The sequence below is a fragment of the Alishewanella maricola genome, from assembly GCF_016343785.1.
Classification (GTDB): Bacteria; Pseudomonadota; Gammaproteobacteria; order Enterobacterales; family Alteromonadaceae; genus Alishewanella; species Alishewanella maricola.
In genome coordinates this window covers 1-23,388 of the sequence record NZ_JAEINI020000019.1, presented here as the reverse complement: position 1 = coordinate 23,388, position 23,388 = coordinate 1, and the positions used below count along the sequence as shown (strand labels likewise).

Annotated in this window: 19 protein-coding genes and 1 pseudogene; 15 read left to right on the top strand and 5 right to left on the bottom strand. The window is 46.2% G+C overall.

Features of this window, described 5'->3' with window-relative positions; translation table 11 throughout:
- Window positions 1-12: 12 nt before the first annotated feature.
- The 3 genes and pseudogenes from JAO78_RS16010 to JAO78_RS16000 all read left to right on the top strand — a co-directional run.
- Window positions 13-270 (top strand): annotated as a pseudogene (locus JAO78_RS16010) (PhoH family protein); the annotation flags it as partial.
- A gap of 79 nt (window positions 271-349) precedes the next feature.
- On the top strand, window positions 350-1,384 hold the full coding sequence (locus tag JAO78_RS16005; protein ID WP_226752364.1) for a hypothetical protein: 1,035 nt from the start codon (window positions 350-352) through the stop codon (window positions 1,382-1,384).
- A 36-nt stretch (window positions 1,385-1,420) separates the two neighbouring features.
- Window positions 1,421-2,251: an RluA family pseudouridine synthase gene (locus JAO78_RS16000; protein WP_226752363.1), complete on the top strand. Its 831-nt coding sequence runs from the start codon at window positions 1,421-1,423 to the stop codon at window positions 2,249-2,251.
- 21 nt (window positions 2,252-2,272) lie between these two features.
- On the opposite strand, the gene JAO78_RS15995 is transcribed toward JAO78_RS16000, so the two are convergent.
- On the bottom strand, window positions 2,273-4,324 hold the full coding sequence (locus tag JAO78_RS15995) for a tetratricopeptide repeat protein (RefSeq protein ID WP_226752362.1): 2,052 nt from the start codon (window positions 4,322-4,324) through the stop codon (window positions 2,273-2,275).
- Between the two features lie 67 nt (window positions 4,325-4,391).
- Window positions 4,392-5,327 carry a D-2-hydroxyacid dehydrogenase gene (locus JAO78_RS15990; RefSeq protein ID WP_226752361.1) on the bottom strand — a complete coding sequence of 312 codons (936 nt, stop codon included), beginning with the start codon at window positions 5,325-5,327 and terminating at the stop codon, window positions 4,392-4,394.
- Window positions 5,328-5,533: 206 nt separating this feature from the next.
- Here JAO78_RS15990 and JAO78_RS15985 point away from each other — a divergent pair, with 206 nt between their 5' ends.
- The 3 genes from JAO78_RS15985 (at window position 5,534) to JAO78_RS15975 (ending at window position 8,086) form a co-directional block, all read left to right on the top strand.
- Entirely contained in the window at window positions 5,534-6,463 is a 930-nt protein-coding gene (locus JAO78_RS15985; RefSeq protein WP_226752360.1) for an ABC transporter ATP-binding protein, read from the top strand.
- Entirely contained in the window at window positions 6,460-7,641 is a 1,182-nt protein-coding gene (locus tag JAO78_RS15980) for an ABC transporter permease (RefSeq protein WP_226752359.1), read from the top strand. The genes JAO78_RS15985 and JAO78_RS15980 overlap by 4 nt, the downstream gene beginning before the upstream one ends.
- A 124-nt stretch (window positions 7,642-7,765) precedes the next feature.
- A complete protein-coding gene (locus JAO78_RS15975) occupies window positions 7,766-8,086 on the top strand; it encodes a hypothetical protein (protein WP_226752358.1) in 321 nt (106 codons plus the stop codon).
- On the opposite strand, the gene JAO78_RS15970 is transcribed toward JAO78_RS15975, so the two are convergent.
- Window positions 8,087-8,557: a tellurite resistance TerB family protein gene (locus JAO78_RS15970; RefSeq protein WP_226752357.1), complete on the bottom strand. Its 471-nt coding sequence runs from the start codon at window positions 8,555-8,557 to the stop codon at window positions 8,087-8,089.
- 115 nt (window positions 8,558-8,672) lie between these two features.
- On the opposite strand from JAO78_RS15970, the gene JAO78_RS15965 reads away from it, so the two are divergent.
- From JAO78_RS15965 to JAO78_RS15955, 3 genes are all read left to right on the top strand, one after another.
- Window positions 8,673-9,494: a M90 family metallopeptidase gene (locus tag JAO78_RS15965; protein WP_439647517.1), complete on the top strand. Its 822-nt coding sequence runs from the start codon at window positions 8,673-8,675 to the stop codon at window positions 9,492-9,494.
- 96 nt (window positions 9,495-9,590) lie between these two features.
- Window positions 9,591-10,646, top strand: a complete 1,056-nt coding sequence (locus JAO78_RS15960; protein ID WP_226752356.1) for an efflux RND transporter periplasmic adaptor subunit — start codon at window positions 9,591-9,593, stop codon at window positions 10,644-10,646.
- Window positions 10,646-13,792 (top strand): efflux RND transporter permease subunit, encoded by a 3,147-nt coding sequence (locus tag JAO78_RS15955; RefSeq protein ID WP_226752355.1) that lies wholly within the window; start codon window positions 10,646-10,648, stop codon window positions 13,790-13,792. Before JAO78_RS15960 ends, JAO78_RS15955 begins: the two co-directional genes overlap by 1 nt.
- Here the strand turns inward: JAO78_RS15955 and JAO78_RS15950 are convergent.
- On the bottom strand, window positions 13,773-13,955 hold the full coding sequence (locus tag JAO78_RS15950) for a hypothetical protein (RefSeq protein ID WP_226752354.1): 183 nt from the start codon (window positions 13,953-13,955) through the stop codon (window positions 13,773-13,775). The genes JAO78_RS15955 and JAO78_RS15950 overlap by 20 nt on opposite strands.
- A 135-nt stretch (window positions 13,956-14,090) precedes the next feature.
- Here JAO78_RS15950 and JAO78_RS15945 point away from each other — a divergent pair, with 135 nt between their 5' ends.
- From JAO78_RS15945 to JAO78_RS15930, 4 genes are all read left to right on the top strand, one after another.
- Window positions 14,091-15,062 (top strand): calcium/sodium antiporter, encoded by a 972-nt coding sequence (locus tag JAO78_RS15945; protein WP_226752353.1) that lies wholly within the window; start codon window positions 14,091-14,093, stop codon window positions 15,060-15,062.
- Window positions 15,062-17,290, top strand: a complete 2,229-nt coding sequence (locus JAO78_RS15940) for an exonuclease domain-containing protein (RefSeq protein ID WP_226752352.1) — start codon at window positions 15,062-15,064, stop codon at window positions 17,288-17,290. The genes JAO78_RS15945 and JAO78_RS15940 overlap by 1 nt, the downstream gene beginning before the upstream one ends.
- A 170-nt stretch (window positions 17,291-17,460) precedes the next feature.
- The gene (mtgA, locus tag JAO78_RS15935; protein WP_226752351.1) at window positions 17,461-18,150 is read left to right on the top strand and encodes a monofunctional biosynthetic peptidoglycan transglycosylase; all 690 of its coding nucleotides are present in this window, start codon (window positions 17,461-17,463) and stop codon (window positions 18,148-18,150) included.
- A 99-nt stretch (window positions 18,151-18,249) separates the two neighbouring features.
- Window positions 18,250-19,077 carry a DNA ligase gene (locus JAO78_RS15930; RefSeq protein ID WP_226752350.1) on the top strand — a complete coding sequence of 276 codons (828 nt, stop codon included), beginning with the start codon at window positions 18,250-18,252 and terminating at the stop codon, window positions 19,075-19,077.
- Here the strand turns inward: JAO78_RS15930 and JAO78_RS15925 are convergent.
- Window positions 19,074-19,997 (bottom strand): DMT family transporter, encoded by a 924-nt coding sequence (locus tag JAO78_RS15925; RefSeq protein ID WP_226752349.1) that lies wholly within the window; start codon window positions 19,995-19,997, stop codon window positions 19,074-19,076. The two genes, JAO78_RS15930 and JAO78_RS15925, sit on opposite strands and share 4 nt — an antisense overlap.
- 1,572 nt (window positions 19,998-21,569) lie before the next feature.
- On the opposite strand from JAO78_RS15925, the gene JAO78_RS15920 reads away from it, so the two are divergent.
- Both JAO78_RS15920 and JAO78_RS15915 read left to right on the top strand, forming a co-directional pair.
- Window positions 21,570-21,896, top strand: coding sequence for a hypothetical protein (locus JAO78_RS15920; protein ID WP_226752348.1), 327 nt, complete (start codon window positions 21,570-21,572; stop codon window positions 21,894-21,896).
- A gap of 175 nt (window positions 21,897-22,071) precedes the next feature.
- Entirely contained in the window at window positions 22,072-22,527 is a 456-nt protein-coding gene (locus JAO78_RS15915) for an Imm26 family immunity protein (RefSeq protein ID WP_226752347.1), read from the top strand.
- Window positions 22,528-23,388: the final 861 nt, after the last annotated feature.

Genomic DNA, 23,388 nt, shown 5'->3' with positions numbered 1-23,388 from the left:
TTCGTACAATTTAACACTGGGGTAATTTTAGATGAATGCCAAAATTTAAGCGCAGCGCAGTTAAAAACCATTATTACCCGCTGTGGCGAGGGAACAAAATTAATCTGCTCAGGTAATTTATCGCAAATAGACAGTAATTATCTTACTGCGGTGACCTCGGGGCTCACTTACATTGTGGAGCGTTTTAAAAACTTTGAAGGCAGTACTACCGTTAATTTAAATGGGGTTGTTCGTAGTCGATTAGCCTCTTTTGCTGAGGCGAACTTGTAGTTTTCTGCGATGGATAGATTGACTAATTAATGAAACGCGCTAATTTAGTTTCAACGCAATTGTTAACAAGGAAAGGTTGATGCAAAATCCAGCGCTTTACGAATATCGCCGTACGGTCAAATTGGCGGCGCTATTCGTCCTAATGTTGAGTTTTGTTGCGGCACTCTGTCACTTTTTATTGACCATCGATAACCGGCTACAACACACCGAACAACGTTTGCAATTTAAAGCCGCACAAATTGATACGCAACTACAACCGCTGCTGAATTTGCTTGATTGGTTAACCAAACTGCCGTTTAGTGAGCAAGCTGCTTTGCAAAGCTCGCTTTCGTTAAAGCTGCATAATCGTCAGGGAGAGCCATTAAATACCGCGGAGTTAGTAGAGAAAAACGTCAGTGTGGCCAGCGAATTGTTATTACTGCAGCATCTCGATTTAGCCTTTACGGCTATCGAATTGATGCAACCCGCGCTAGAGCGCATTGTGTATGTGTCAGAACAACATTTTATTTATGCTAATCCGCAGACACAGTTCACCGCAACTTTAGCGAGTTTAGTGCCGTGGTTTGAGCAATATGAGCAAGCTGAAGGCTCAGCTAAACTAGGTTTAGCGACTTTGGCGTTAAGTAAAAACAAAGTATTGCTAAGCCAACGTATCCAGCAGCCGAATGGTGGGGCGGGGTATATCTTATTTGTGTTAGATGTTCCTTTATTGTTGATGCCATTACAACAGCAAACACCGGGGGCTGATTTCCTGTTACTAGATGAGCATGGCCATATGCTCGGTGGCACGACAAAAGACGACAGCAAGGTCGATGAAATGTTATTGCAATTACAACGGATAGGTCGGCAACCGTTTTCTTTAGCGATGCTCGAAGCACGGAATGGCTTATTTAGTGCCGGCTTTAAAAGCTTTATCGCTTATTGGATTGGCTATCTTGTCGTGTTGTCGCTGGCAAGTTTAGGTTATGCGTATCGTTACAAGCAAAAAGTGGTGAGGCCGGTGCGGCGTTTAACGGTTCATGTTGAGCGAGCGATCCGCGATCAGGCTGGCGTGAGACATATTCCTAGTGGTTGGGAAGAGATCTTTGATAAGATCAGCCGATTGAAATCCTGATATACCTTTGCCAATGGCAAGGGCTGAGAATATATTATGAAGTTGTCTCGTCAACTGCCGGTAACTTCGGCCATCTCGGCTATCGATTTACTGGTCTCCGCTGCTCCTGAATTAAGTAAAGGCCGTTTAAAAGATGCGATGAACAAAGGTGCAGTGCAGTTAGTCGGCAAGCCGGTTAAACGGTTGCGCCGCGCTCAATTTATGTTAAAGCCCGGTGCAACACTACTGTTAAATTACGATGAGGATATTTTGCAGCGGCAATGTGCGCCGGCAACCTTATTATTTGATGAAACGGCTTACAGCATTTGGTTTAAACCGGCAGGTATGTTGTCGCAAGGCAATGAGTGGGGCGATCATCTGAGTTTACTGCGCTTTGCTGAGCAGCACTTTACCCCCGCGCGGCAGGTTTTTTTATTACATCGCTTAGACCGTGAGGCCAGTGGCTTAGTTATACTTGCTCACAGCAAAAAAGCGGCTGCCGCTTTTAGTCAATTAATTGCTCAGCGACACATTGCCAAAGGTTACGCAATCACGATAAAAGGCCAATTATCTGCCGATTTAATAGCCGATGGGGTGATCAGCTTACCTTTAGACAATAAAGCCTCAGAAACCCGTTTTACTGTTGAGGATTATAATGCCGTTACCGATTGCAGCCGACTTCATGTGCAGTTAATCAGTGGTCGAAAACATCAAATTCGTCGTCACTTTGCCAGTGTTGGCCATCCGGTGTTAGGCGATCCACAGTATGGTAGTGGCAATAAATCGGCGGCAGGGTTGGCATTACAAGCTGTCAGTTTAAGTTTTAACTGTCCATTACGCCGCCGCCAGCAGCATTTTGAGCTGCCAGCGGCACTGCGTATAGCGTGATAGGGTAAACAGGTTAGGGGGTTAATCGACTTGATCTGGCGTTAGAACTTGTTGATTGACCAAAATGTTCAGTTCGCCCAAGCGATAAGCATTGACAATATCTGTGCGTAAATCTTCTACCTGCCATTCGCAGGGCCTAGCATGTTCAGTGGTGAAACTTAACCGCCAAGCCAGGTCCGTTGGCGGAGATTGCTCGAGTAATGACCAACCAAACCATACGATATCGGTTAAACCATTCAAATCACGTTTGTGCCAATTGGGTCCTAGTAATGAAGCTAATTCCAGTTCTGCCGTTAAGATAGCGGGTGCAACACCTAGCGCGAGCAATTTATTGCTGAATGATTGGATGGCTTGTTCTAACAAAGCACTTTGTGCGGCTTTATCTTGGCTGTCAACGGCGAGCCAAAGCATTTCACTGCCACTAAAGGATGCGTTAACCGCCTCTGTATCAAGCTCTTGTGCTAATTGTTTCAGCATATTGGTGACAATGCGTCGGCCAAATTGCCGCTGTAAGGCAGCACGCTGGCGCGGCATAATAACGAGTAAGCTTTGTGTTTGCTGTTGATCCAGCACTTTAGCCTTCTCACGGAACTGGACCCATTGTGGTGGCGCTAACTCTGGCACTACCGAAGGCGTGACGGCGTTTTGTTGCCGGCGCACTAATTGCCAAAAAACAAAGCAGATAAAAATCAGTAAAACCAGTAACGCTTGCAATAAAAATTGGCGAGATTCTGTTTCTGCTAAGGTTTGTTTTAATGCGGTTAATTGCTGGCGATATTGCTCTGCTTCATTAATTTCTGATAAGCCTTCGCTTAGCTCAGCCATGTTGTACTGCATTTGTTCTGCTAATTCTTGTTGATTTAATTGAGTGACTTTTTCTTGTAAGGTATAGGCTAGTTGCCAATCTCCTGCCGCGCTCGCTAAAGCTGCTGCGCTATCGTGATAGCGCAATTGTAAAAAAATAGCGGCTTGTTCGATATCCGGGCTTAATTCATTTAGCAGCACTTTTGCTTCAGCATAACGTTGTTGCGTAATGAATAATTTAACAATGGCCAACGCAGTTTCTTGCATCATGCTGCGCATGTTTAACTGTTTAAAGTTCTCAAAAGCCAATTGATAATACTGTTCTGATTGTGGGTAGTTTTTACTTAAAAGTGCGGCGCGGCCCAAGCTGTAATAGACCAAAGCGGTGCGCTGTTTGTGCTGTAATTGCTCTGCGATCTCTAAGGCTTGTTGCAGTAAAGTTTCAGCTTGTGCTATCTGCTGTTCACCTTCCATATAACTTTCAGCCATGTAAATCAGTACATGACTGTAATTCGACAGCCGATTTAATTGTTGATAGCGTTCAGCCGCTTGTTGAAAGTGAGTGAGGGCAAGATCATGTTGATCAAGTTTGCGATAAGCCATGCCCATGCGGAAGTAAATCGATGCAATTTGTTCGTCATCCGATAACTCACGGGCAATGACCAGTGCTCGTTCAAAATGACTAAAGGCGACTTTATATTGGTTATTTTGCAATGCTAATCGGCCAATCAGTACTAAGGCATTCAACTGGCGTGGGGTATTGCTAAGCTCTTCAGCTAACAGCAAACTCCGCTTGGCATATTCTAAGCCTTTGCTAAGATTACCCAATACGTTATTAGCAGAGGCAAAGCTGTTCAATACATCGCTCAATAGCACTTTTGCAGCCACATCTTTTAACGAGATTAGGTGCTTTTCAGCTTCAACTAATTGCACTAGTGCCATCTCGGCGTCTTGAAAATAAATGCCATAGATTTGCGCTTTATGAAACAAACTCATGGCGCGAAGATAATCGCTTGGCGCCATGTTTTCTGCTTTATTAACCGCATCTAAAGCGGCTTCACGTTTGCCGAGTGTTTGATAACTTTCTGCTAAGACTAAATAGTCTTCGGTGCTTAGGCTGTTCTCTGTTTGCGTTTGTAGCGACGTGATCACTTGTTCGGCATGTTCACTGCTGCTTGCTGCATCACGCATTCTCGAGCTCAGCGTTTCTGCGGCTAAGTTCGTACTGATAAACAGTAGTATAAAGGTAACAAACGTCAGGCATTTCATAGCACTTTTGCTCTTATTAGGTTGTTGACCACTGCATTCAACTTGTTGGCGCATGGTGTGAAGTATTCTACTGTGTTGCTATAAAGTTATTAATATTGTCAGCAATTTTGCCCACCATCCGTGCTCTGGCTTCGCGGCTGGCCCACCCAATATGTGGGGTAATTAATAAATTCGGTAAGGCACAGTGCAACAGCGCCGTGTCGGGCGCGGGCGGTTCTTCGGCTAACACATCTAAACCGGCCGCCAGTTTTCCTTTTTGCAAAGCATTAATTAATGCTGCGGCATCGATTAACGCGCCTCGTGCGGTATTAATTAAAATCGCGCCGGGTTTTAGCCATGCCAGCCGCTGTGCGTTAATAAAAGCTCGGGTGTCTGTCGTTAACGGACAATGTAATGACACCACATCGGCTTGAGCAAAGGCTTCTGCCATCAGCATTCTTTCTGGCCTTGCCACCGTTGCGCTGGGGCGCTCTGCAATAATTACCTGCATACCAAAAGCTGCCGCTAATTTTGCCGTAGCTTGACCCAAAGCACCATAACCCACAATCACCATGGTTTTATTGGCTAATTCCATTATCGGAAAATCCAGCAAACAAAAAGAACGGCTTTGTGCCCATTTGCCCGCGGCAACCCGCTGCTGATAGCCAATAAGTTGATTGGTGAGTGCCAGTAATAACGCAAAAACATGCTGCGGCACCGCCGTTTCGGCATAGTTACGCACATTTTTTACCACAATGCCGGCGGCGGCTGCCGCGTCCAAATCGATATTGTCGGTGCCGGTTGCACTAATCATAATCGCTTTTAAACGCGGTAGCTGCTTCAGTACCCCGGCATCTAAGATGCATTTATTCACGATAGCAATATCAGCATTGCGCAAGCGCGGCACAATCTGCGCAGTTGTACTGTAATCGTGTAAGGTTAATTCACCATCAATGTGCTTTAACGCTGAAAAATCTGCATCACCCAAGGTGGCTGCATCTAAAAAAACCAGTTGAAGTGACATAATTTATTCTTAAAGACCAAAGCTATAAATTAGCGATAGAGCAATTAAACAGTTTTACCATAGCCGTAGCTAAAATGCAGCAAGTGTTGTTGTTAGACCATTGGCTAAGTGGTTCTGAGATTTTTGTTATACATTTGCTAACAAATTGCTTGTGAATTAGCGCAGTGGCTTTGCTATTATCGTATTTTCATACAGGAGAAAGCAGCATGCGAATAGCGGTATCGGCTATAGAAAAATCTTATGCCACGGTACAAGCCGTGCGGGGTGTTAGTTTTACTATCGAACCGGGTGAGATCTTTGCGTTACTCGGTCCAAACGGTGCGGGTAAGTCTTCTATTATTCGTATGTTAGTGGGAATGACGTTGCCCGATATAGGCACTATTCAGGTCGAATACCAACAGCAGCGCTATAACCATATACCGCGTCGCCAGTTGGGCTATTTGCCCGAAGACCGGGGTTTATATCCGGATAAAAGCGTTGAGAAAAATTTACTGTATTTAGCGCAATTGCATGGTTTAAGCAAAGCCACCGCACAGCAGCAGATGACGCATTGGTTAGAGGTATTTGAGTTAACCGAACGGCGACACGAAGATTTGAAGCAATTATCAAAAGGCAATCAACAAAAAGTGCAGCTGATCGCGGCTGTGATCCATCGGCCGGCCGTGGTGATTTTGGATGAGCCATTTTCTGGCTTAGACCCACTCAATCAGGAAAAAGTCGTCGCCTTTTTAAAAGAGTTGCGCCAGCAAGGTATGACGGTGATCCTGAGTGCTCATCAGATGGCGATGGTAGAAAAACTGGCTGACCGCATGTTGCTGATGGCAAAGGGCAAAGTAGTCTTAGCGGGCACTTTAGCCGAGATCCGCCTACAAGCACAGCCAAAGCAAGTGGTGTTAATTGAAACTGAACAAGCTGTTAGTGAAGACAGCTTAGCGTCAGTATTGGCTGATGAGCATTGGCAATGGCAGTCGAGTCACAGTTTTAGTGTCACTTTAGCCAACAGCACTGATCTTACACATTGTCTACAACGAGTGTTGGACTCGTTCACTGTGCGCGCCGTGACCATGCAAGCAGCCGATTTACATCAATTATATGTGTCGGCCATGGCCGAGCATCAGCAAGGGAGTGCAGCATGATCTCTAAGCAAAGTTTAATTGTCGCTAAATGGGAGTTTTTACGCTTCTTTAAGTGGAAACAACAGCTGATCTCCTACCTGTTAATGGTGTTGGTGATGGCTGCGGTGGTGGCTTGGAGCTTTTTTGTGGACGAAAGCCGGCATCAATATCGGATTGCGGTGCCTGCGCATTTTACGTTGGAAAATACTGAGCAATTTCAGTTTCAGCGGCCTACGATAACCTTAGATGAGCAATTGACACAGTTAAAAGAGACTCAGACTTGGCATGCAGTAGTCAGTGAAGAGGCTGACGTTATTGTGGTACATACGTTATCCGGTAAAAAATGGCAGCAAACACTGGATAGCGAGTTACAAAAGTACTTTCGGCAAGTTTATGGTCAGTCACAAGGTTTGTCTGCGGCACAGTTAGCGACATTAGAAGAGCCCGTTACCCTTGAAATGCGTTATTTGGATGACAACTATAAGGGCAGTGATCGGCCGGAGAAGATGATCGCGATAGGTTTATTGTTTTTATTACTGATTGGTTTATCGACGGCCTTTGGCCAATTACTGATGAGCATTACCGGTGAAAAACAACAACGCGTAACCGAACAGTTATTCGCTATTGTAACGCCACAGCAGTGGATTGATGGCAAGGTGCTGGGGCACAGCTTAAGCGCAATGAAAGCCATGTTTACCACCAGTTTAGTCATCGTGTTAAGTACGGTGATCACGCTGTTGTTTATCGCCGATAAGCCGGTGGATTTTACTTGGCTAAATTGGGCGGTCATCGCTTGGCTAGTCCCGTTTGCTTTAATTGGCTTGTTGTTATGCGCCTGTTTTATGGCGGCTATTGCAGCTTCGATTGATGATCCTAACACCAGTGGTAAAGGGGTAGTGATGATGGTGACATGGTTACCGCTGTTATTTACTTACTTGGTCATCGATAGCCCCACTGGCTTTGGCATGACTTTACTCAGTTGGTTACCTTTAACGTCGTTTGCGGCTATGCCGGTAAGATTAGCCATGGTAGAACTTGCTTGGTGGCAACCCTTGCTATCGTTATTATTGCTACTGGGTACGCTGTATTGGTTAAGGCGTTTAGCTGGGCGGATCTTTTTACGCGGTATGCAGATGTATGGCAAAGAACCGAGTTGGGGCGATATTATGCGCTGGGCACTGAGCAATAAAACCGAGTAATCGTATTTTTGAACTATTCAGGTCAGGCTCAGCCAGATAAGAGATAATAAGCTGCCGTGGTAACACGGTGGTGCTTTTTGCAGAGCAAGGTTCCACTTACTGCAGCAAATTAAATGAGGTTATTATGTTTGATTCATCCTTTCGCCAGCAAGCAGCCGCTTGGCAGCGCCAGTTTCAGCTGCAGCATCTAGGCAGCTTTGTACAGCGTGTACTCGCCTGGTTGGTACTGGGTGTCATGCTGATGGTCGGGGCCTTTTTACTGTTGTTTGCCTTAGTACTCAGCTGGGTATTGAACCCCATTTTGATTTTTCGGCATCGGCAACGCATGCGTAAATTTAGAGAGCAGGCCGGTCAATATCAGCAGCAACAGCAAAGCCACACGCGTTCTGGCGGTCAAGTAATTGAAGGCGAAGTTATCCACAAAGATGACGCCGATCCACGTTAGTTAAGTGGGTATATTGGCCAGCTTACTTTGAATAAAATCACTGTGGCGGATGAACAGTAAATCCGCTACTTTGCGTAACATCGCATCTTCATGTGGGTCGATATTGCCATCGGCATAAGCCACTTTCCATAACTGGTCTAAAACGGCAATGCGCTGCGGCTCGGTTAAACTTTTTAGTTTCGAGGTGTAAGCGTGTAAGCAGGTTGAGTCAGCCGCCATTTGCTGCGCCTGAGCAAAAACCTTTTTGGTATGCTCTGGGGTTAATTGATATTCCTCTGATAAATAGCGTTGCACCAGTTGCTGCTCTGCTTCGGCGCTGTCAAAGTCTGCGTGAGATAACTGTAACATCAGTACCACGGCCATAAATTCTGCTTCGTTAAGCCCAGCTTGTTGCCAATGCTGTTCAGCCGCGCCGGCACCTTGCCAATCGTTACTGGCTTTTTCGAGTAAGTTTTTCAAAAGATTAAACATGACAACTCCTAAATCACTGCAGCCATAGCGCCTAACTGCTTGGCGCTAAATGCTTGAATTTTGTCAGACCTCACCCCACTAAAAGAGTTCGACTGCCTCTTATTGGAGCACCTAAGTGCCCTTAGTTATCCTATTAATACTGACCATCTTAATCAGTGGTTTTATCTTTGGCCAGCCTTACTATCAACGTTGGCAACGGCAGCGAATCCGCGCTCGGCCTTTTCCCGAGCCTTGGCGGCAGATATTAAAAAAGCGGTTACCTTATTATCGCGCCTTGCCCACTGATCTGCAGCTGCAATTAAAAAAACATATTCAGGTGTTTATTGCAGAGAAAGATTTTATAGGTTGTGCAGGCTTAATCGTTACCGATGAAATGCGCGTGACCATAGCGGCGCAAGCCTGCTTGCTGTTATTAAACCGACCCAATCATTACTTTCCGCAGCTAAGATCGATCTTGATTTATCCTGCCGCCTTTATTGTGGCGAATGCGCAACAAGATGCGGCGGGCTTAGTCAGTGAGCAACGACGTATTCTCAGTGGGGAATCATGGCAACAAGGGCGGGTGATTTTAAGTTGGCAAGATACTTTGGCTGGCGCCGCCAATCCAAAGGATGGTCACAATGTGGTGATCCATGAGTTTGCGCATCAGTTAGATCAAGAACATGGCAATGCACAAGGTGCACCATTATTGCAACGCAGTAGTGATTATCAGCAATGGTCTCAGGTGATGCAGCAAGCCTTTGATCAATTACGATGGCAGCTACAACAAGGCCAACCTGTGCTGATTGACCCTTATGCGGCAACTAACCCTGCAGAGTTTTTTGCGGTGCTATCTGAAGTGTTTTTTGAACAGTCGGACGAATTAGCGAAACAGCATCCGGCATTGTATCAACAATTGAGCTACTTTTATCGATTAGACCCGTTAAGTTGGCACTAATCGCGCAGAGGCCGTCTTTCGCCGTGTGCGGATTGATCGTTATGCTCACTTTACGCATAACAGATTAGGCTAACCTGCTGATGATAAGGAAAGACAATGCGGCATTTATGGGCAATAACATTACTGTGGAGCGGTATCTTGTTGGCACAAGAAGCGGTGCCTGTGCAAGCGATTCAGCCTGTTGCCAACAGTTTGGCAGAGCAACTCACGGTAACCGGCACCTTAACGGCGCGTCAAGATGCGAACTTATCAAGTAAAACGGCGGGTTTGGTGGCACAAGTTCATGTTGATGCGGGGAACCGTGTGGCAGCGGGAGACGTGTTGCTGACTTTAGATGCCGCCTTGGCACAACATGATTTAGCACAGTTTCAAGCGGGGTTAGCGTTAGCTGAAGTCAACTTACAAGAACAGCAACGCTTGGTTGCCGAAGCCGAAACGCTGACGTCGCAACAGCTTTTTCCACAAACGGAATTAGCGTTAAGAAAAGCGGCATTGCGTCAAGCCGAGGCCCTAAAACGCCAAGCAGCTGCGGCGCTGGCGCAGCAGCAAGAGCAAGTAGCACGTCACCAGTTAACCGCTCCTTTTGCCGGCGTTGTGGTTGAGCGATACACTGATGTGGGTGAGTATGTCAACTTAGGTGCCCCAGTATTTCGCTTAGTGGCCTTAACGCCGTTGTATCTTGACGTGCAATTACCACAAGAATATTACCCCGCCTTAGCGGACCTTTCGCATATTGATGTTATCTCTGATCTTTATCCTAATAACGCGTTGTCCGCCACTTTAACGGCCGATGTCCCCGTGACCAGCGGTAATGCCCGAAGTTTTCTGGCAAGGCTCACCGTCGAGAGTCAGCTTAGTGGCTTATTGCCAGGTACGTCAGCCCGCGCGGTATTCCATTTTCAACAACGTGAGCGTCAAGTCTTGGTGGTGCCTGCTGATGCGTTGCTACGCCATGCTGATGGAAAATTCAGTGTGTTTTCTATTGTTGAAGGTAAAGCCTATCGCCGACTTGTGACCCTCGGGCGCAATACCGCTGGCGGTGTAGAAATTGTGATGGGTTTACCCGAAGGTGAAGCGGTGGTGGTGCGAGGTAATGAAAATTTACGTGATGGCCAAGCGGTTCGGTTAGTTAGTGTGGCAGGAGGCAACTGATGTTAGCTGCCGCAATCCGCCATGGCACCATTTTAACGGTTGCTGTTTTAATTATTTGTGTGTTGGGTATTGTTGCCGCTTTTCGAATACCCGTGCAAATGATCCCTGATTTGGAAGTTAGAACCATCAGTGTGGTCACGGGCTGGCCTGGTGCCACGCCGCAAGATATTGAAAAAGAAATTTTAATTGAGCAAGAGCGCTATTTACGCAATTTGCCTAATTTGCAGCGGATGATTTCCAGAGCAAGTACTGGCTCAGCTAACATTGAGTTAGAGTTTCCATTCGGGGTGGATGTTAATGAAGCCTTGATCCGAGTCAGTAATGCCTTAAGCCAAGTGTCTAGTTATCCTGAAAATGTCGACCAACCGCGCTTATTAAGCAGCTCATTTTCCGCAAATGCCTTTATGTATTACCGCTTAATGCCCCTTGCCGGCAACCCGCTGCAATTGGATATGGACATGCTGCGAGATTTCGCTGAAGACGTGGTTAGGCCCCGTATGGAACGCGTGCTTGGGGTATCTGAAATTGGTGTCAGCGGCGGTGCTGAGCGGCAAATTCAGGTGCTGGTCGATCCGGCTAAATTGGCACAACGCGGTTTAAGTATGAGTGATGTGCGCCAAGCCATTCGCGAGCGTAACCGCGATAGCTCTGCAGGTGATATCGATAACGGTAAACGACGTTATTTATTGCGGGTGATCGGCCGTTTCGATAATTTAAACGAATTAGAAGACGTTATCCTTGCACAACGCGGCGCTGAACAAGTGCGACTGCGTGATGTTGCCAGCTTGGTGTTAGATCATTTTGAAGTGCGGCAACTTTCCTATGCAGACGGTGAGCAAGCTATAGGTTTATCTGTCAGCCGCGAAAGTGGTGCCAATGTTATCGCCATTAAACAAGGTATGTTGGAGGTTGTAGCGCAGCTTAATCAAGATTTATTAGCGCAACAAGGTTTGCAACTGATGCTGATTGGCGATGACGTGCGTTATGTTGAAGATTCTATCGTTAATGTCTGGACCAACTTAGCATTAGGGGCCGCTCTAGCAACCCTGGTTATGTATCTGTTTTTACGTTCTGGCCGTGCCACCCTTGTCGGCATTATTGGCCTGCCAATCTGCACCATTGCGTCATTCCTTGGTTTGTTATTATTTGATCGCACCATCAATGTCATTTCTTTAGCGGGAGTCGCCTTTGCCATTGGTATGACGGTGGATAACACCATTGTGGTGCTCGAAAGTATTGAGCAAGCCAGGCGACGGGGCTTAACTAAGTTTGATGCCGCTTTAGCCGGTGTGCGTGATGTTTGGCCAGCGGTATTAGCCTCAACCATGACCACGGTGTTGGTGTTTTTGCCTATTTTGTTTATCGAGGAAGAAGCCGGGCAGTTGTATTCCGACATTGCGATATCGATTGCCGCGGCGATAATTGCCTCGATGTTAGTGGCAGTGTTTGTGGTACCTTCCGCCTTAGCCAGAATGGGATTTGGTGGTCAAGCTGCGGCTCAAGCGGGCGGATCAGCTGCGCCAAGCCGAATATTGGCTGTGATAAATCGGCTAACTGCCACCGGTAAGCGGCGGGCAGCCGTTATGCTGAGCACACTCGTCTTTACCTTGGGCTTAGCCGCTTGGTTAATGCCCCCTGCCGAGTACCTGCCCGAGGGCGAAGAGCCGAAAGCATTTTCATTGATGATTGCGCCACCCGGTTACAACCTCACTGAAATGGCGATGATTGCCGAAGAGGTCAGGGCGTTTCTAGAGCCGCACGTAATGGCAGACGCGCAAGCGTTTGACGAGGGTACCACCGGCATGCCCCCTTTGAAATATTATTCAATGAATGTGTCAGTAGGGCGAATTTGGTTGATGAGTGAGCCGGTGCGAGCAACGGATATACAGGCGATGATGGATCGCTTAACGGCGTTATTTCGGCAGTATCCTGGGATGCGGGCTTTTTCTTCACGAGGTTCCATAATCAGCAGTAATGATGGCGGTACCCGTGCGGTGGCGTTGGATATTTCTGGGCCTGATCTGGCGAGTTTATATGCGACTGCCGATGCCGCCTATTTGGCAGCACAACAGCTATTTGACAACCCACAGTTAAATTCTGATCCGTCGTCGTTGTCTTTAGATCAGCCGCTGATTGAAATTCGCCCCAACTGGCAACGCTTGGCAGAGCAAGGCTACAGTGCGGCAGACTTTGGCTTTGATGTTGCCGCGTTAAGCGATGGTGCCTTTATTGACGAGTTTTTCTTGAACGACGATAAAGTGGATATTTTCTTATTCAGTGCGGCGGGTAATCAACAAGAATTGGCCGCGTTGGGGCAAGCGCCATTGTATACGCCTGCCGGGGCAGTGTTACCGCTTAGTGCCTTAGCTGAACTGCGAGAGGTCGCCGATAGCGATAACTTACGGCGGGTAAATGGTTTACGAACTGTCACGTTGTATATTATTCCACCTCGCGACGTCGCGTTAGAAACCGCTGTTGAGCAAGTACAGCAACAGCTTGTGCCACAATTACAACAACAAGGCGCCATTGCCCAGGGCGTTAGCCTCGATATTACTGGTGCCTCGGATCAGCTTGATGCCACTAAGGCTGCGCTCAGTGGTAACTTTATGATTGCCATTGTTTTAATTTATTTATTGCTGGTTGCGATTTTTCGGCATTGGGGTTATCCGCTGTTAATTTTAACGACTGTGCCCTTAGGGCTGGCGGCGGCACTGGTCGGTTTGGTCACCATTAACGCAACAGGGAGTGTGTTTACTGCGATGGGGCTAAGCGGGTTTTATCAACCCTTTGATATGATCACCATGTTGGGGTTTTTAATTTTGCTCGGTACAGTGGTGAACAACCCCATTTTGATTGTTGATCAAAGCCGGCGTAATTTTGCAGCACAGCCTGGTAAGGTACAAGCCGCAGTGTTGGCCGCGGTGGCTACACGGTTAAGGCCTATTTTAATGTCCACCGCAACGACAGTGTTTGGTTTAGCGCCTTTAGTGTTCCTCCCCGGTGAAGGCACAGAGTTGTATCGTGGCGTGGGGGTCATAGTGTTAGGTGGTTTGCTGCTGTCTACGGTCGTCAGTTTACTCTTCTTACCGGCATTATTAATCTCGGTATTTAATGCCATACCGCGTTTTACGCGAATAACATCTTAAGTAATTGCGCGATTAACACTAAGGCGACCAACGGCAGGATCCAGCGACTGTATTTACGATAGTCCTGCTCTGCTGTATCGCCTTTTTTAGCAAACTTTTCCATAACGGGCACTAAAATCATTAAGGCTAAAAATAATACGGCCAGGATCCCAATTAATACCATGTGGCAATGTGTCCTTCTCGGTTAACGCCATCTTGATGGCAGAAATTTATTTTTGCATAGGTACAGCGTACTCCTCTATTGACCTTATCATACGCATGTTAAACTGCCCACAATCTCTTAAAAGGAATGGTCATTATGTTGCTGGCGGTATTAGCGTTGTTAGCAGGCTTAGCCTTGCTGGTGTGGAGTGCAGACAAATTTGTAGATGGTGCGGCGGCAACAGCTAAATATGCAGGTATGCCACCGTTGCTGATTGGTATGTTAGTGGTGGGTTTTGGTACTTCAGCGCCAGAAATGGTGGTATCGGCGATGGCAGCCAGTGATGGTAATCCTGCTTTGGCTTTAGGGAATGCTTATGGCTCGAATATCACCAACATTGCGTTAATTTTAGGCTTAGTCGCGTTGATTAGCCCTATTGCGGTTAATTCGCAAGTGCTGCGAAAAGAGCTGCCCATTTTATTAGGCGTAACCTTGTTTGCAGGTTGGCAATTATTCGATCATCAGTTAACACGGTTTGATGCTTGGTGTTTGTTAGGCGTGTTTTTACTGTTAATGATTTGGTCGGTATGGCAAGGCATGCGTAACCCTGGCGATCCGATGGCAGTCGAAATGAATTCCGAGCTGGCCAACGCGGAGAGTATGAGCTTAAAACAATCGATAATCTGGTTGCTGGTAGGCTTATTGTTATTGATTTTGGCTTCGCGGATGTTGGTGTACGGTGCGGTGTTTATTGCACAATCATTGGGTGTCAGCGATTTAGTCATCGGCTTAACGGTGGTGGCGGTGGGCACCTCGTTACCAGAGTTGGCGTCTTCATTGATTGCCATCAAAAAAGGTGAGCACGATATTGCCTTGGGTAATGTGATCGGTTCAAACCTGTTTAATACCTTAGCGGTAGTGGGTATCGCTGCGGCTATTCAACCGATGAGTGTTGATGCCGTGGTATTAACACGCGATTGGACCTTGATGGCGGTGCTGACTGCGGCGTTATTGGTGCTCGGGTTTGGTTACAAAAAACAGGGGCGTATTAATCGGTTTGAAGGCGCGCTGCTGCTGGCCGTATTCTGTGGTTATACCGGTTATCTATTAAGCACCGTGTTGGGCTGATGGCATATCACAAGCCTGAGTTAGATAGCGGTTATTATTTACAGCATTTTAATGAGCTGCTGCAGTTTGTGGCAGCGCATTATCAAGCAGTGTTAACGGCAGACAGTCAGGCTTTTATTAGCGACTTTGCTGCCTTAGCGCCCTCTGCGCAGCTGTTGTTGGTGCGCATGCTGAATCGCAAAGGCGCAGTGTTTTGTGATAGCGAGCTAAGTTACGATGAAATTGGTGCGCCAACACCTTGGTTAACGCTGTTACAGCAACAGGGTTTTGTCGCAGAACTACAGACTGCGGATTTAGCCGATTTTTGGTTACGTCTGACCAAACACACTTTATGGCAATTACTTGAGCTGGCGCAGCAGCAATTAGCCGTGCCGTTAGAGCTTAAAAAAAGCGCCACCAAACCCCAATTGCTGCGTATCGCGTTGAGTTTGCCAGTGGATTGGTTGGCACTGATCCGCCAGTTACCACAGCGCTATGTGGTGTTACAGCGGCAAGCCGCACTAAGTTATATCTATTTCCTGTATTTTGGCCGCATAGAAAGCAATTTATCGCTGTTTACGCTGCGCGATCTGGGTATTCGGCAAACTGGGCAATTTAAACAAGTCTTCCAACCTCGCTTTACCGAGTTAGCTCAAGCGCAACTGGCTTTTAGCATTGCTAGCGCTAAAGCACCGATCCAAGCATTAACCAAAAAACTGAAACCGCTAACGGATGTGGCAACTATCCGCGCCGAATTACAGCCGATGCTCACTATGGTTGAACACTGGCCGCAAACCGATGATCCGCAGCTCAGCACTAAGCGCAGCGAACGGTGTTATCAGCTAGGCCGGATTGCCGAGCAGCAGCGGCAAATGGATTTTGCTATCGCGTTTTATCAGCAAAGTGCTGATTTTCCCGCATCAGAGCGACTGGCGCGCTTGTATTGGCAGCAAGGCGAGCGCGAGCAATGCCAAAGCTATTTGCAGCAACTGTTAAATGATCCAGCCTGTGATGAAGAATGGCTGTTTGCCGATGATTTTTTCACTCGGCACTTTCCTGCGCCAGGCACGGTCAGTGCTAAGCGCTCCCGACTGACAGAATTACTGCAACAAGCCCCCAGTATCGGTGTGGATGAGTTGTACTTAGGCAAAGCCGAGCAAGGTGTGATCGCGCATTATCAACGCCAAGGTTATCAGGCGTTTCATGCCGAAAATAACCTATGGCTGGCGCTATTTGCCCTATGGTTTTGGCATGAGCTATTTGAGCATCCGGCGAGTGCCTTGCATAACCCGTTTGAACGGCGGCCACGCAATCTCAGTGCTGGGCTGTTTTACTCGCAATTTGCCGACAGTATTGAACAGAAACTGCAATTGTTGGCCGAGCCTACGGCAACGCAGTATTTACTCAGTGCTTTGGCCGCGCATTTTGGCAAACGCAATAGTATCTGTTTTTGGCCGCAAGACTTGGCAGAGCAACTGTTACCCTTAGTTAAGCAGGCTCCTGCCAAGGCGTTAGCCACTTTGTTACGTCATATGGCGCAAGATTTTCAGCGCTGCAGCAGTGGCTATCCTGACTTGCTACTGATTAAAGGGAATGAGCTGGCTTTTGTTGAAGTCAAAGCCCCGGGTGACAAGATCCAGCGCCATCAACTCGCGCGTTTGTTAGCTTTGCAGCAAGTAGGGTTTAACGCCCGTTTAGAAAAGCTGCATTGGATCATCGATCCTGATCGTCTTTATGTGGTACTCGATGTCGAAACCACTGGCGGTAAAGCGGGGAGTGATCGGGTCATTGAAATTGGTGCGGTTAAAGTACAATCTGGCGAGATCATTGATAGCTTTAGCACCTTACTTGATCCTCAGCGGCGCATTCCGTCTTTTATCAGCCGACTAACCGGCATTACAAATAATATGGTTGTGGGCGCCCCCACCTTTGCCGAAATAGCCGATAGCTTAGCGGCCTTTCTCAACGGCGCGGTGTTCGTGGCGCATAACGTGAAATTTGATTACGGCTTTATTAAGGCCGAGTTTGCACGGTTAGCCATACCCTTGGATATGCCGCAGCTGTGTACCGTGGTAAATATGCGCCGGTTTTACCCCGGGCATGCTTCTTACAGTTTAGGCAAATTATGCCAAGCGTTAGACATTCCATTGTTGAATCATCACCGCGCTTTAGATGATGCTAAAGCCGCTGCGCAGTTACTTTTGCTAATAAATCACAAACGCGGTAAGCCAGAGCACGCCACGACCTAACTCCTTTTTAATGCGGCACATATTGCCTTAATAGAGGGCATAAGTCATTGAGCTATGCCGTCATTACCGGCGGCGATAAAGGCTGCTGGCTTAATAAGGTGTGCTGCTGTCATCGTCTATAGTGTTAAGGGCAACTTGTAAGAATCATGGCTTTAATGAAGAGGGTTCGAATGACACAACATCAACGCAGTTGGCTTGGCTGGATAGGGTTAGTCATTTGGCGTTTTTTGCTTTGCTTTTGCCTTATTTTAATGATTTTGCTGTGTGTGCTGCGGTTTATCCCGCCACCTACCTCCGCTTTTATGCTGCAAAGCCCTTATCCCGTGACGCAACATTGGATAGACATTGCTGAGCTACCGGCGCATGTGCCGTTAGCGATGGTTGCCTCTGAAGATCAGCGGTTTCCTCAGCATTGGGGGGTAGATTTTGCGGCGATCAGTCAAGCGCTACAGCAATTTGATAATGGTGGTGGTCTGCGGGGGGCGAGTACCCTAAGCCAGCAAACAGCAAAAAATCTATTGTTATGGCCAGGACAAAGTTTTTTACGTAAAGGCATAGAAGCGGGTTTAGCACTGAGTCTTGAGGTTATTTGGGGTAAAAAGCGGATTTTAGAGGTATACCTCAATCTTGCTGAATTTGGGCAAGGTATATACGGTGTTGAAGCGGCTAGCCAACATTATTTTGCTAAATCGGCGCGCTATCTCACCGTTAATGAGGCGGCAAGGCTCGCCGTGCTGTTACCCAGTCCACGCTCGCGCGATCCACGTCAATTAACGCCTTATTTGCGTCAACGCGTCGCTTGGGTCGAGCGACAAATGCGGCAATTAGGGAGCAGTTACTTAAACCCGATATTGCATTAATCACTGGTGGTAGCGATAACCCCGACCCAACTGCAAAAAAACCAGCAAAGGTTAACAAGCAGCTATACTTTATTATTTTTAAATAAAGGATGCCAAATAATGATTAAATTGTTAATTATTCTGTGGGTGTGCGCATTGCCTTTAGGGGTAGCCGCTAAGCCTGAGTTGCTGTTAGCTCAGATTTACCATGAAGATGTCGACATTCAAGATTATTGGGTAAGCGAGAAACTAGATGGTGTGCGTGCTTATTGGGATGGTAAACAACTACTTAGCCGAGGAGGCAATATTATTGCTGCGCCGTCTTGGTTTCTTGCTGATTTTCCAAGCCAAAAATTAGATGGCGAGCTGTGGCTGGGTCGCCAGCAGTTTGCCGCCACGTTAAGCATAGTGAGCAAGCAACAACCGGTACAGAGCGAATGGCAACAAATTCGCTATTACGTATTTGAGTTACCCGAGGCGGCAGGGACCTTTAGTGAGCGGATCCAAGCAATGCACGCGCTTAAACAGCAGCTCAATTCGCCTTATATCGTTATTGTGCCGCAGTTTCGTGTTGCGGATAAGCAACAACTGTTTACTAAACTTACTGAGCTGGAGCAGGCTGGCGCAGAGGGCTTAATGTTGCATCATCAAGCCGCGTTGTATCATACCGGCAGAAGTCAGGCGTTATTAAAGCTGAAAACCTATCAGGATTCAGAAGCCGAAGTGGTGGGTTATCGCCCGGGTAAGGGCAAGTATCAAGGTATGGTTGGAGCGCTTATCGTCAAAACACCTGAAGGCAAAACCTTTGCTATTGGCAGTGGTTTAACGGATGCGCTTCGCGAAACACCACCAGAAATTGGCACGGTGATAACCTATCGGTATAACGGTCTGACCGTGCATGGCTTACCCCGTTTTGCGCGATTTTTAAAAGTGCACTCCGATTTTTAAGCCATGGGTTCGAGTTTCACGGTGGCGGGGCGCAATAAGGCTCGGATCCGTTCAAAGGGAGTCAACACGATAGCATTGCCCAGTAACACCAGCGCAAAACCGCTAAAGGTATAGCTGGTCCAGCTAAAACCTTCAAATAAGGTACTTAATACCACGGCCACTAATGGAAACAGCACTATGGTATAGCTGGCTTTTTCCGGGCCAATTTTTTTCAGTAGCGCAAAATAACTGGCAAACGCGATGACTGAGCCAAAGATCGCCAGATAGAGCAATGAAGCAAGATAAGCCGGTTCAGTACTGAAGTTAAACTGTTGTCCTTGCCATAATGCCGCTAACAATAATACGCCGCTACCGTACAGCATGCCCCATGCATTCACTTGCATAATGGGCATGCCTTCTCGTGAGTTGCGCACGCTGACCATGTTGCCAAACGAGGCCGAGAGTGCACCCGATAAGATCAGCAATAAGCCGATTAAGCTGGCATTGGTAAAATCTAACCCATCTAAATCAGGCCAAAACAGCACCACAATACCGGCGATGCCCATCAAGGCACCAAAATAAATACGTTTCGCTACCGGTTTGCCGAAAAACAACCGCGTATTAACGATGTTCATCAGTAACATAGTGGTAAAGGCGATGGCGGTCATCGCGGAGGTCAGGTATTGTTGTGCTTGATAAATAAACAGAAAGTTGACGGCAAAATTGAGCGTGGCTAACAACAAAATAAAGCCATGCTGGCGCAGCGTAAAACGCATATCGAGTTTTTTGTACCAGCAAAATAGCCACATCAGCACAGCTGCAATAGCAAAGCGATACAGTAATGATACTTCAACCGCAACTTCACCAAGTTGAAACTCAATGGCAAACCAGGTGGAACCCCAGATCAACACGGTAACTAAGTACAATAAGATGTTTTGCATAAAGCGATGCCCGTGGCGATAAAGGCACTGATCATAAAGCCTTGTTCAAGATTAAAAAAGTAGTCAAAGTAGAATTTTTTATGTGGTTTGTTTAGCAACAAGGGTGGTTTTGTTGGGAGTCAAACCATTAAGCTGCGCAAGGTTTTAATTTTGCATAGTCTGTGCCCCTAAACATTTGCTAAACATGTAGTGATAAACTTTTTCGCCGTTGGCGAGTAACTTTCTTTTGTTTCGCCAAAAGAAAGTCACCAAAGAAAATGCGACCCACGTTGCGGCGAAAGCCCGTTCAATTTTGCCCGCCCAAGGCGACGAGGTAACTCGCTCGGCGCTACCGCACCTCACTCAAACACCCCTCGTCTTAAAACCTTGGTCGGACAAATTTGATCGGCTTGCAACGTAATGGGATTTAAAAGCGCATCAGACTAAGGAGTATTTCGGTTTTAAGATTCTTACAGCTAAGAACTGAAAGCGGTCTTTGCTGATTGCCTTGTGAAATGTCTGCAATATTGCACAAACAAGCTATTCAGCTAAGCGAATACCGCTTTGGCTTTTATTCCCCTTAGAGCGAGCCGACTGATCATCGTTGTCCAAGGTTTTAAGAAAACGGGTGTTTGAGTGCGGCGACGTTAGCGCCGCGCGAGTTACGTTTTCGCCTTGGACAACGATGAGCAGTTGGGCTTTCGAGCGGAAGTGGGGTCGCATTTTCTTTGGATACTTTCTTTTGGCGACGCAAAAGAAAGTATCTCGCCAACGGCGAAAACGTTAAGGATCTTGGTATCTGAACCCGAGGCTAATCGTGTAAAAAGCGTCGCAAGTGCAAGCAAAAGCATCCTGAAAAATGTAGACTCGGCCTAAGGAAATCTGGCTAAAAGTGCAAGCACTGCTGGAGCTGAGAGTACGGCCTTGGTAACTGATATAAATGAAGCAGTTGATAAAAAAATGAGAAAGAAGAGATCGATAAATGATGCGTAACGGACTAAAAAATTATCTAAATATGTCTTTTTCATTTGGAATAATGATTGTTATGGGTGTATTGATAATAAAAGGCCAAATAGCTCATCATCAGTATACTTCAGGCTATATTGAATACTTTGAATGCTTTAACGACAAAAAGACTGAGTCGACTTATCAATATAATTTGAAACTTAAAAGTGACGAGAGTTTTAGGAATCGAATCAAAGTACCTTGTGACGTAATCCCCAAAATCTCAAAAGGGGATTATGTCGAGGTTGAAAGTATTGGTCACATTTTCATCCAAATAACCCTCAATGAAGTTGAATTATTTGACAAAGCTTACTTAGAGAGAAGAAGAAGCAATGTTAACTTTATTTTTATACTGCTTTTTTTGTTAGGGTTATGTGATTTCAGCTATAGAATGTTTAACAACGTAAAGAGTAGGAAACCCACTTCAACGTGATATCAGTCCAATTCCAAGAAGTTAGATAAGGGAAATTAGTGTTGACGCACATGGTGTTTTGTATTCTTTTATTCTTGTCTTAGATGATTACTATGCGGGGCTATTACAAGTTTTAGTTTTTTAGATATCCAATTGACAAAGCTATACAAGGCCATGTGGAATTTGATCAAAGAGTGGCTGGTGTTGCCAGTAACCTAAAGGTCAAACGATTTTTAGGTTTAAAAAATCGATTCTATTCTGGTCAACATTGCAGAATTGTTATTGATGATGAGCAGATATTTATCGGAAAAGCTAAATACTCAAGCCAGCTTGTGGTTCCACTGGAAACGATAATAAACGCTACTTTTTCTATTAGGTCGGTTGGGTTCTGCTCTCTTACTCTAGCAATAGTGATTGACAAAAATGAGTACGAACTCAAAATAATATTTTTTGAAAACCAAGAAAGTGCTTTAAGAAAAATCTTTGAAGAAGACCTAACGTAAGAAAATAACTGAGGATAAACTCCCGTTTTTTGAAGGAAAAGCCTCGTACTCGCTGATCAAAGCTTGCGGGGCTTTGTTTTATCTGGCTTGGGTTTTCAAGGCTGGCTGAGCAGCGGTATCCGGACGGATAGAGTCAAATAATTTGAATAAGAAAAAATAGGTTTAAGAGGGAGTAATGGGTAAACATAAGATAAAGTACAGCGAGGGCGATGTGTTCTTAGTGCCCTCCAGGGATGGTAAGTTTTTTGTTGGGCAAATTATAGTTGATGGCGATTCTGATATCGGAGCATTATTTTGCTACTTTTTTGATTTAAAAGTTGCTATTGATGAAGCACAAAATATCTCAAATTTGTCGTCAGAAAAAATAATAAGCGCAATGTTAATCACACCCGAAATGATACAGCGAGGCTACTGGACAATAACCGCTAATTGTCTAGTAGTTAAAAGCGTTCATGAAAAATTATATTGGCGTCTAAAAGAAAATAATTTTGTTGGTTCTCGCGTTAACGGTGGTGGTCTGATTGCTGATAAGCTGGATACTTACTACGGACTTCTCGAAGAGAGCTATTGGGCTCGGTTGGACATGGTATATGAAGCGTTTTTAGTTCCTCCGGCAAAACGTCAGTCTTGATATTTACAAACAAGAAACGCTTAGTTTCTGACCCCAAACATGAGAGGATTAATAGCTAGATCGCTCAGTAACGTTTTAAATTCACTAGGATTGATGCGAAGCGCTTAACCTTCTCGCCGTTGGCGAGTAACTTTCTTTTGTTTCGCCAAAAGAAAGTCACCAAAAAAAATGCGACCCACGTTGCGGCGAAAGCCCGTTCAATTTTGCCCGCCCAAGGCGACGAGGTAACTCGCTCGGTGCTACCGCTCCTCACTCAAACACTCCTCGTCTTAAAACCTTGGTCGGGCAAATTTGATCGGCTTGCAAAGTAATGGGATTAATAGCAGTGCAGCGCGATTAGTCAATGACGTTATAATGTGAAGCTGATTTCTACTGCTCAATTTATGGCCCTAAGAGGATCAAGTTTCAGTTGTTGGTGTAGTAAACGTTTAAGTAGGGCTAGCTAATTATTTAACCTTCTCACCACAGGTGAGATGCTGACTAGCTGCTCAGCTGGAGTTGCTGAAATGATGATTAAACGATTTTGGGTAAAAAAAACGGATTATTCAGCTTAGCGAATACCGCTCTGGCTTTTATTCCCCTTAGAGCGAGCCGACTGATCATCGTTGGCCAAGGTTTTAAGAAAACGGGTGTTTGAGTGCGGCGCCGTTAGCGCCGCGCGAGTTACGTTTTCGCCTTGGACAGCGCATGAGCAGTTGGGCTTTCGAGCGGAAGTGGGGTCGCATTTTCTTTGGATACTTTCTTTTGGCGACGCAAAAGAAAGTATCTCACCGCAGGTGAAATGCTGACTAGCTGCTTAGGCTAAGATGCTGAAATGATGATCAAACGTTTTTGGGTAAAAGACAGAAGTGGGGTCGCATT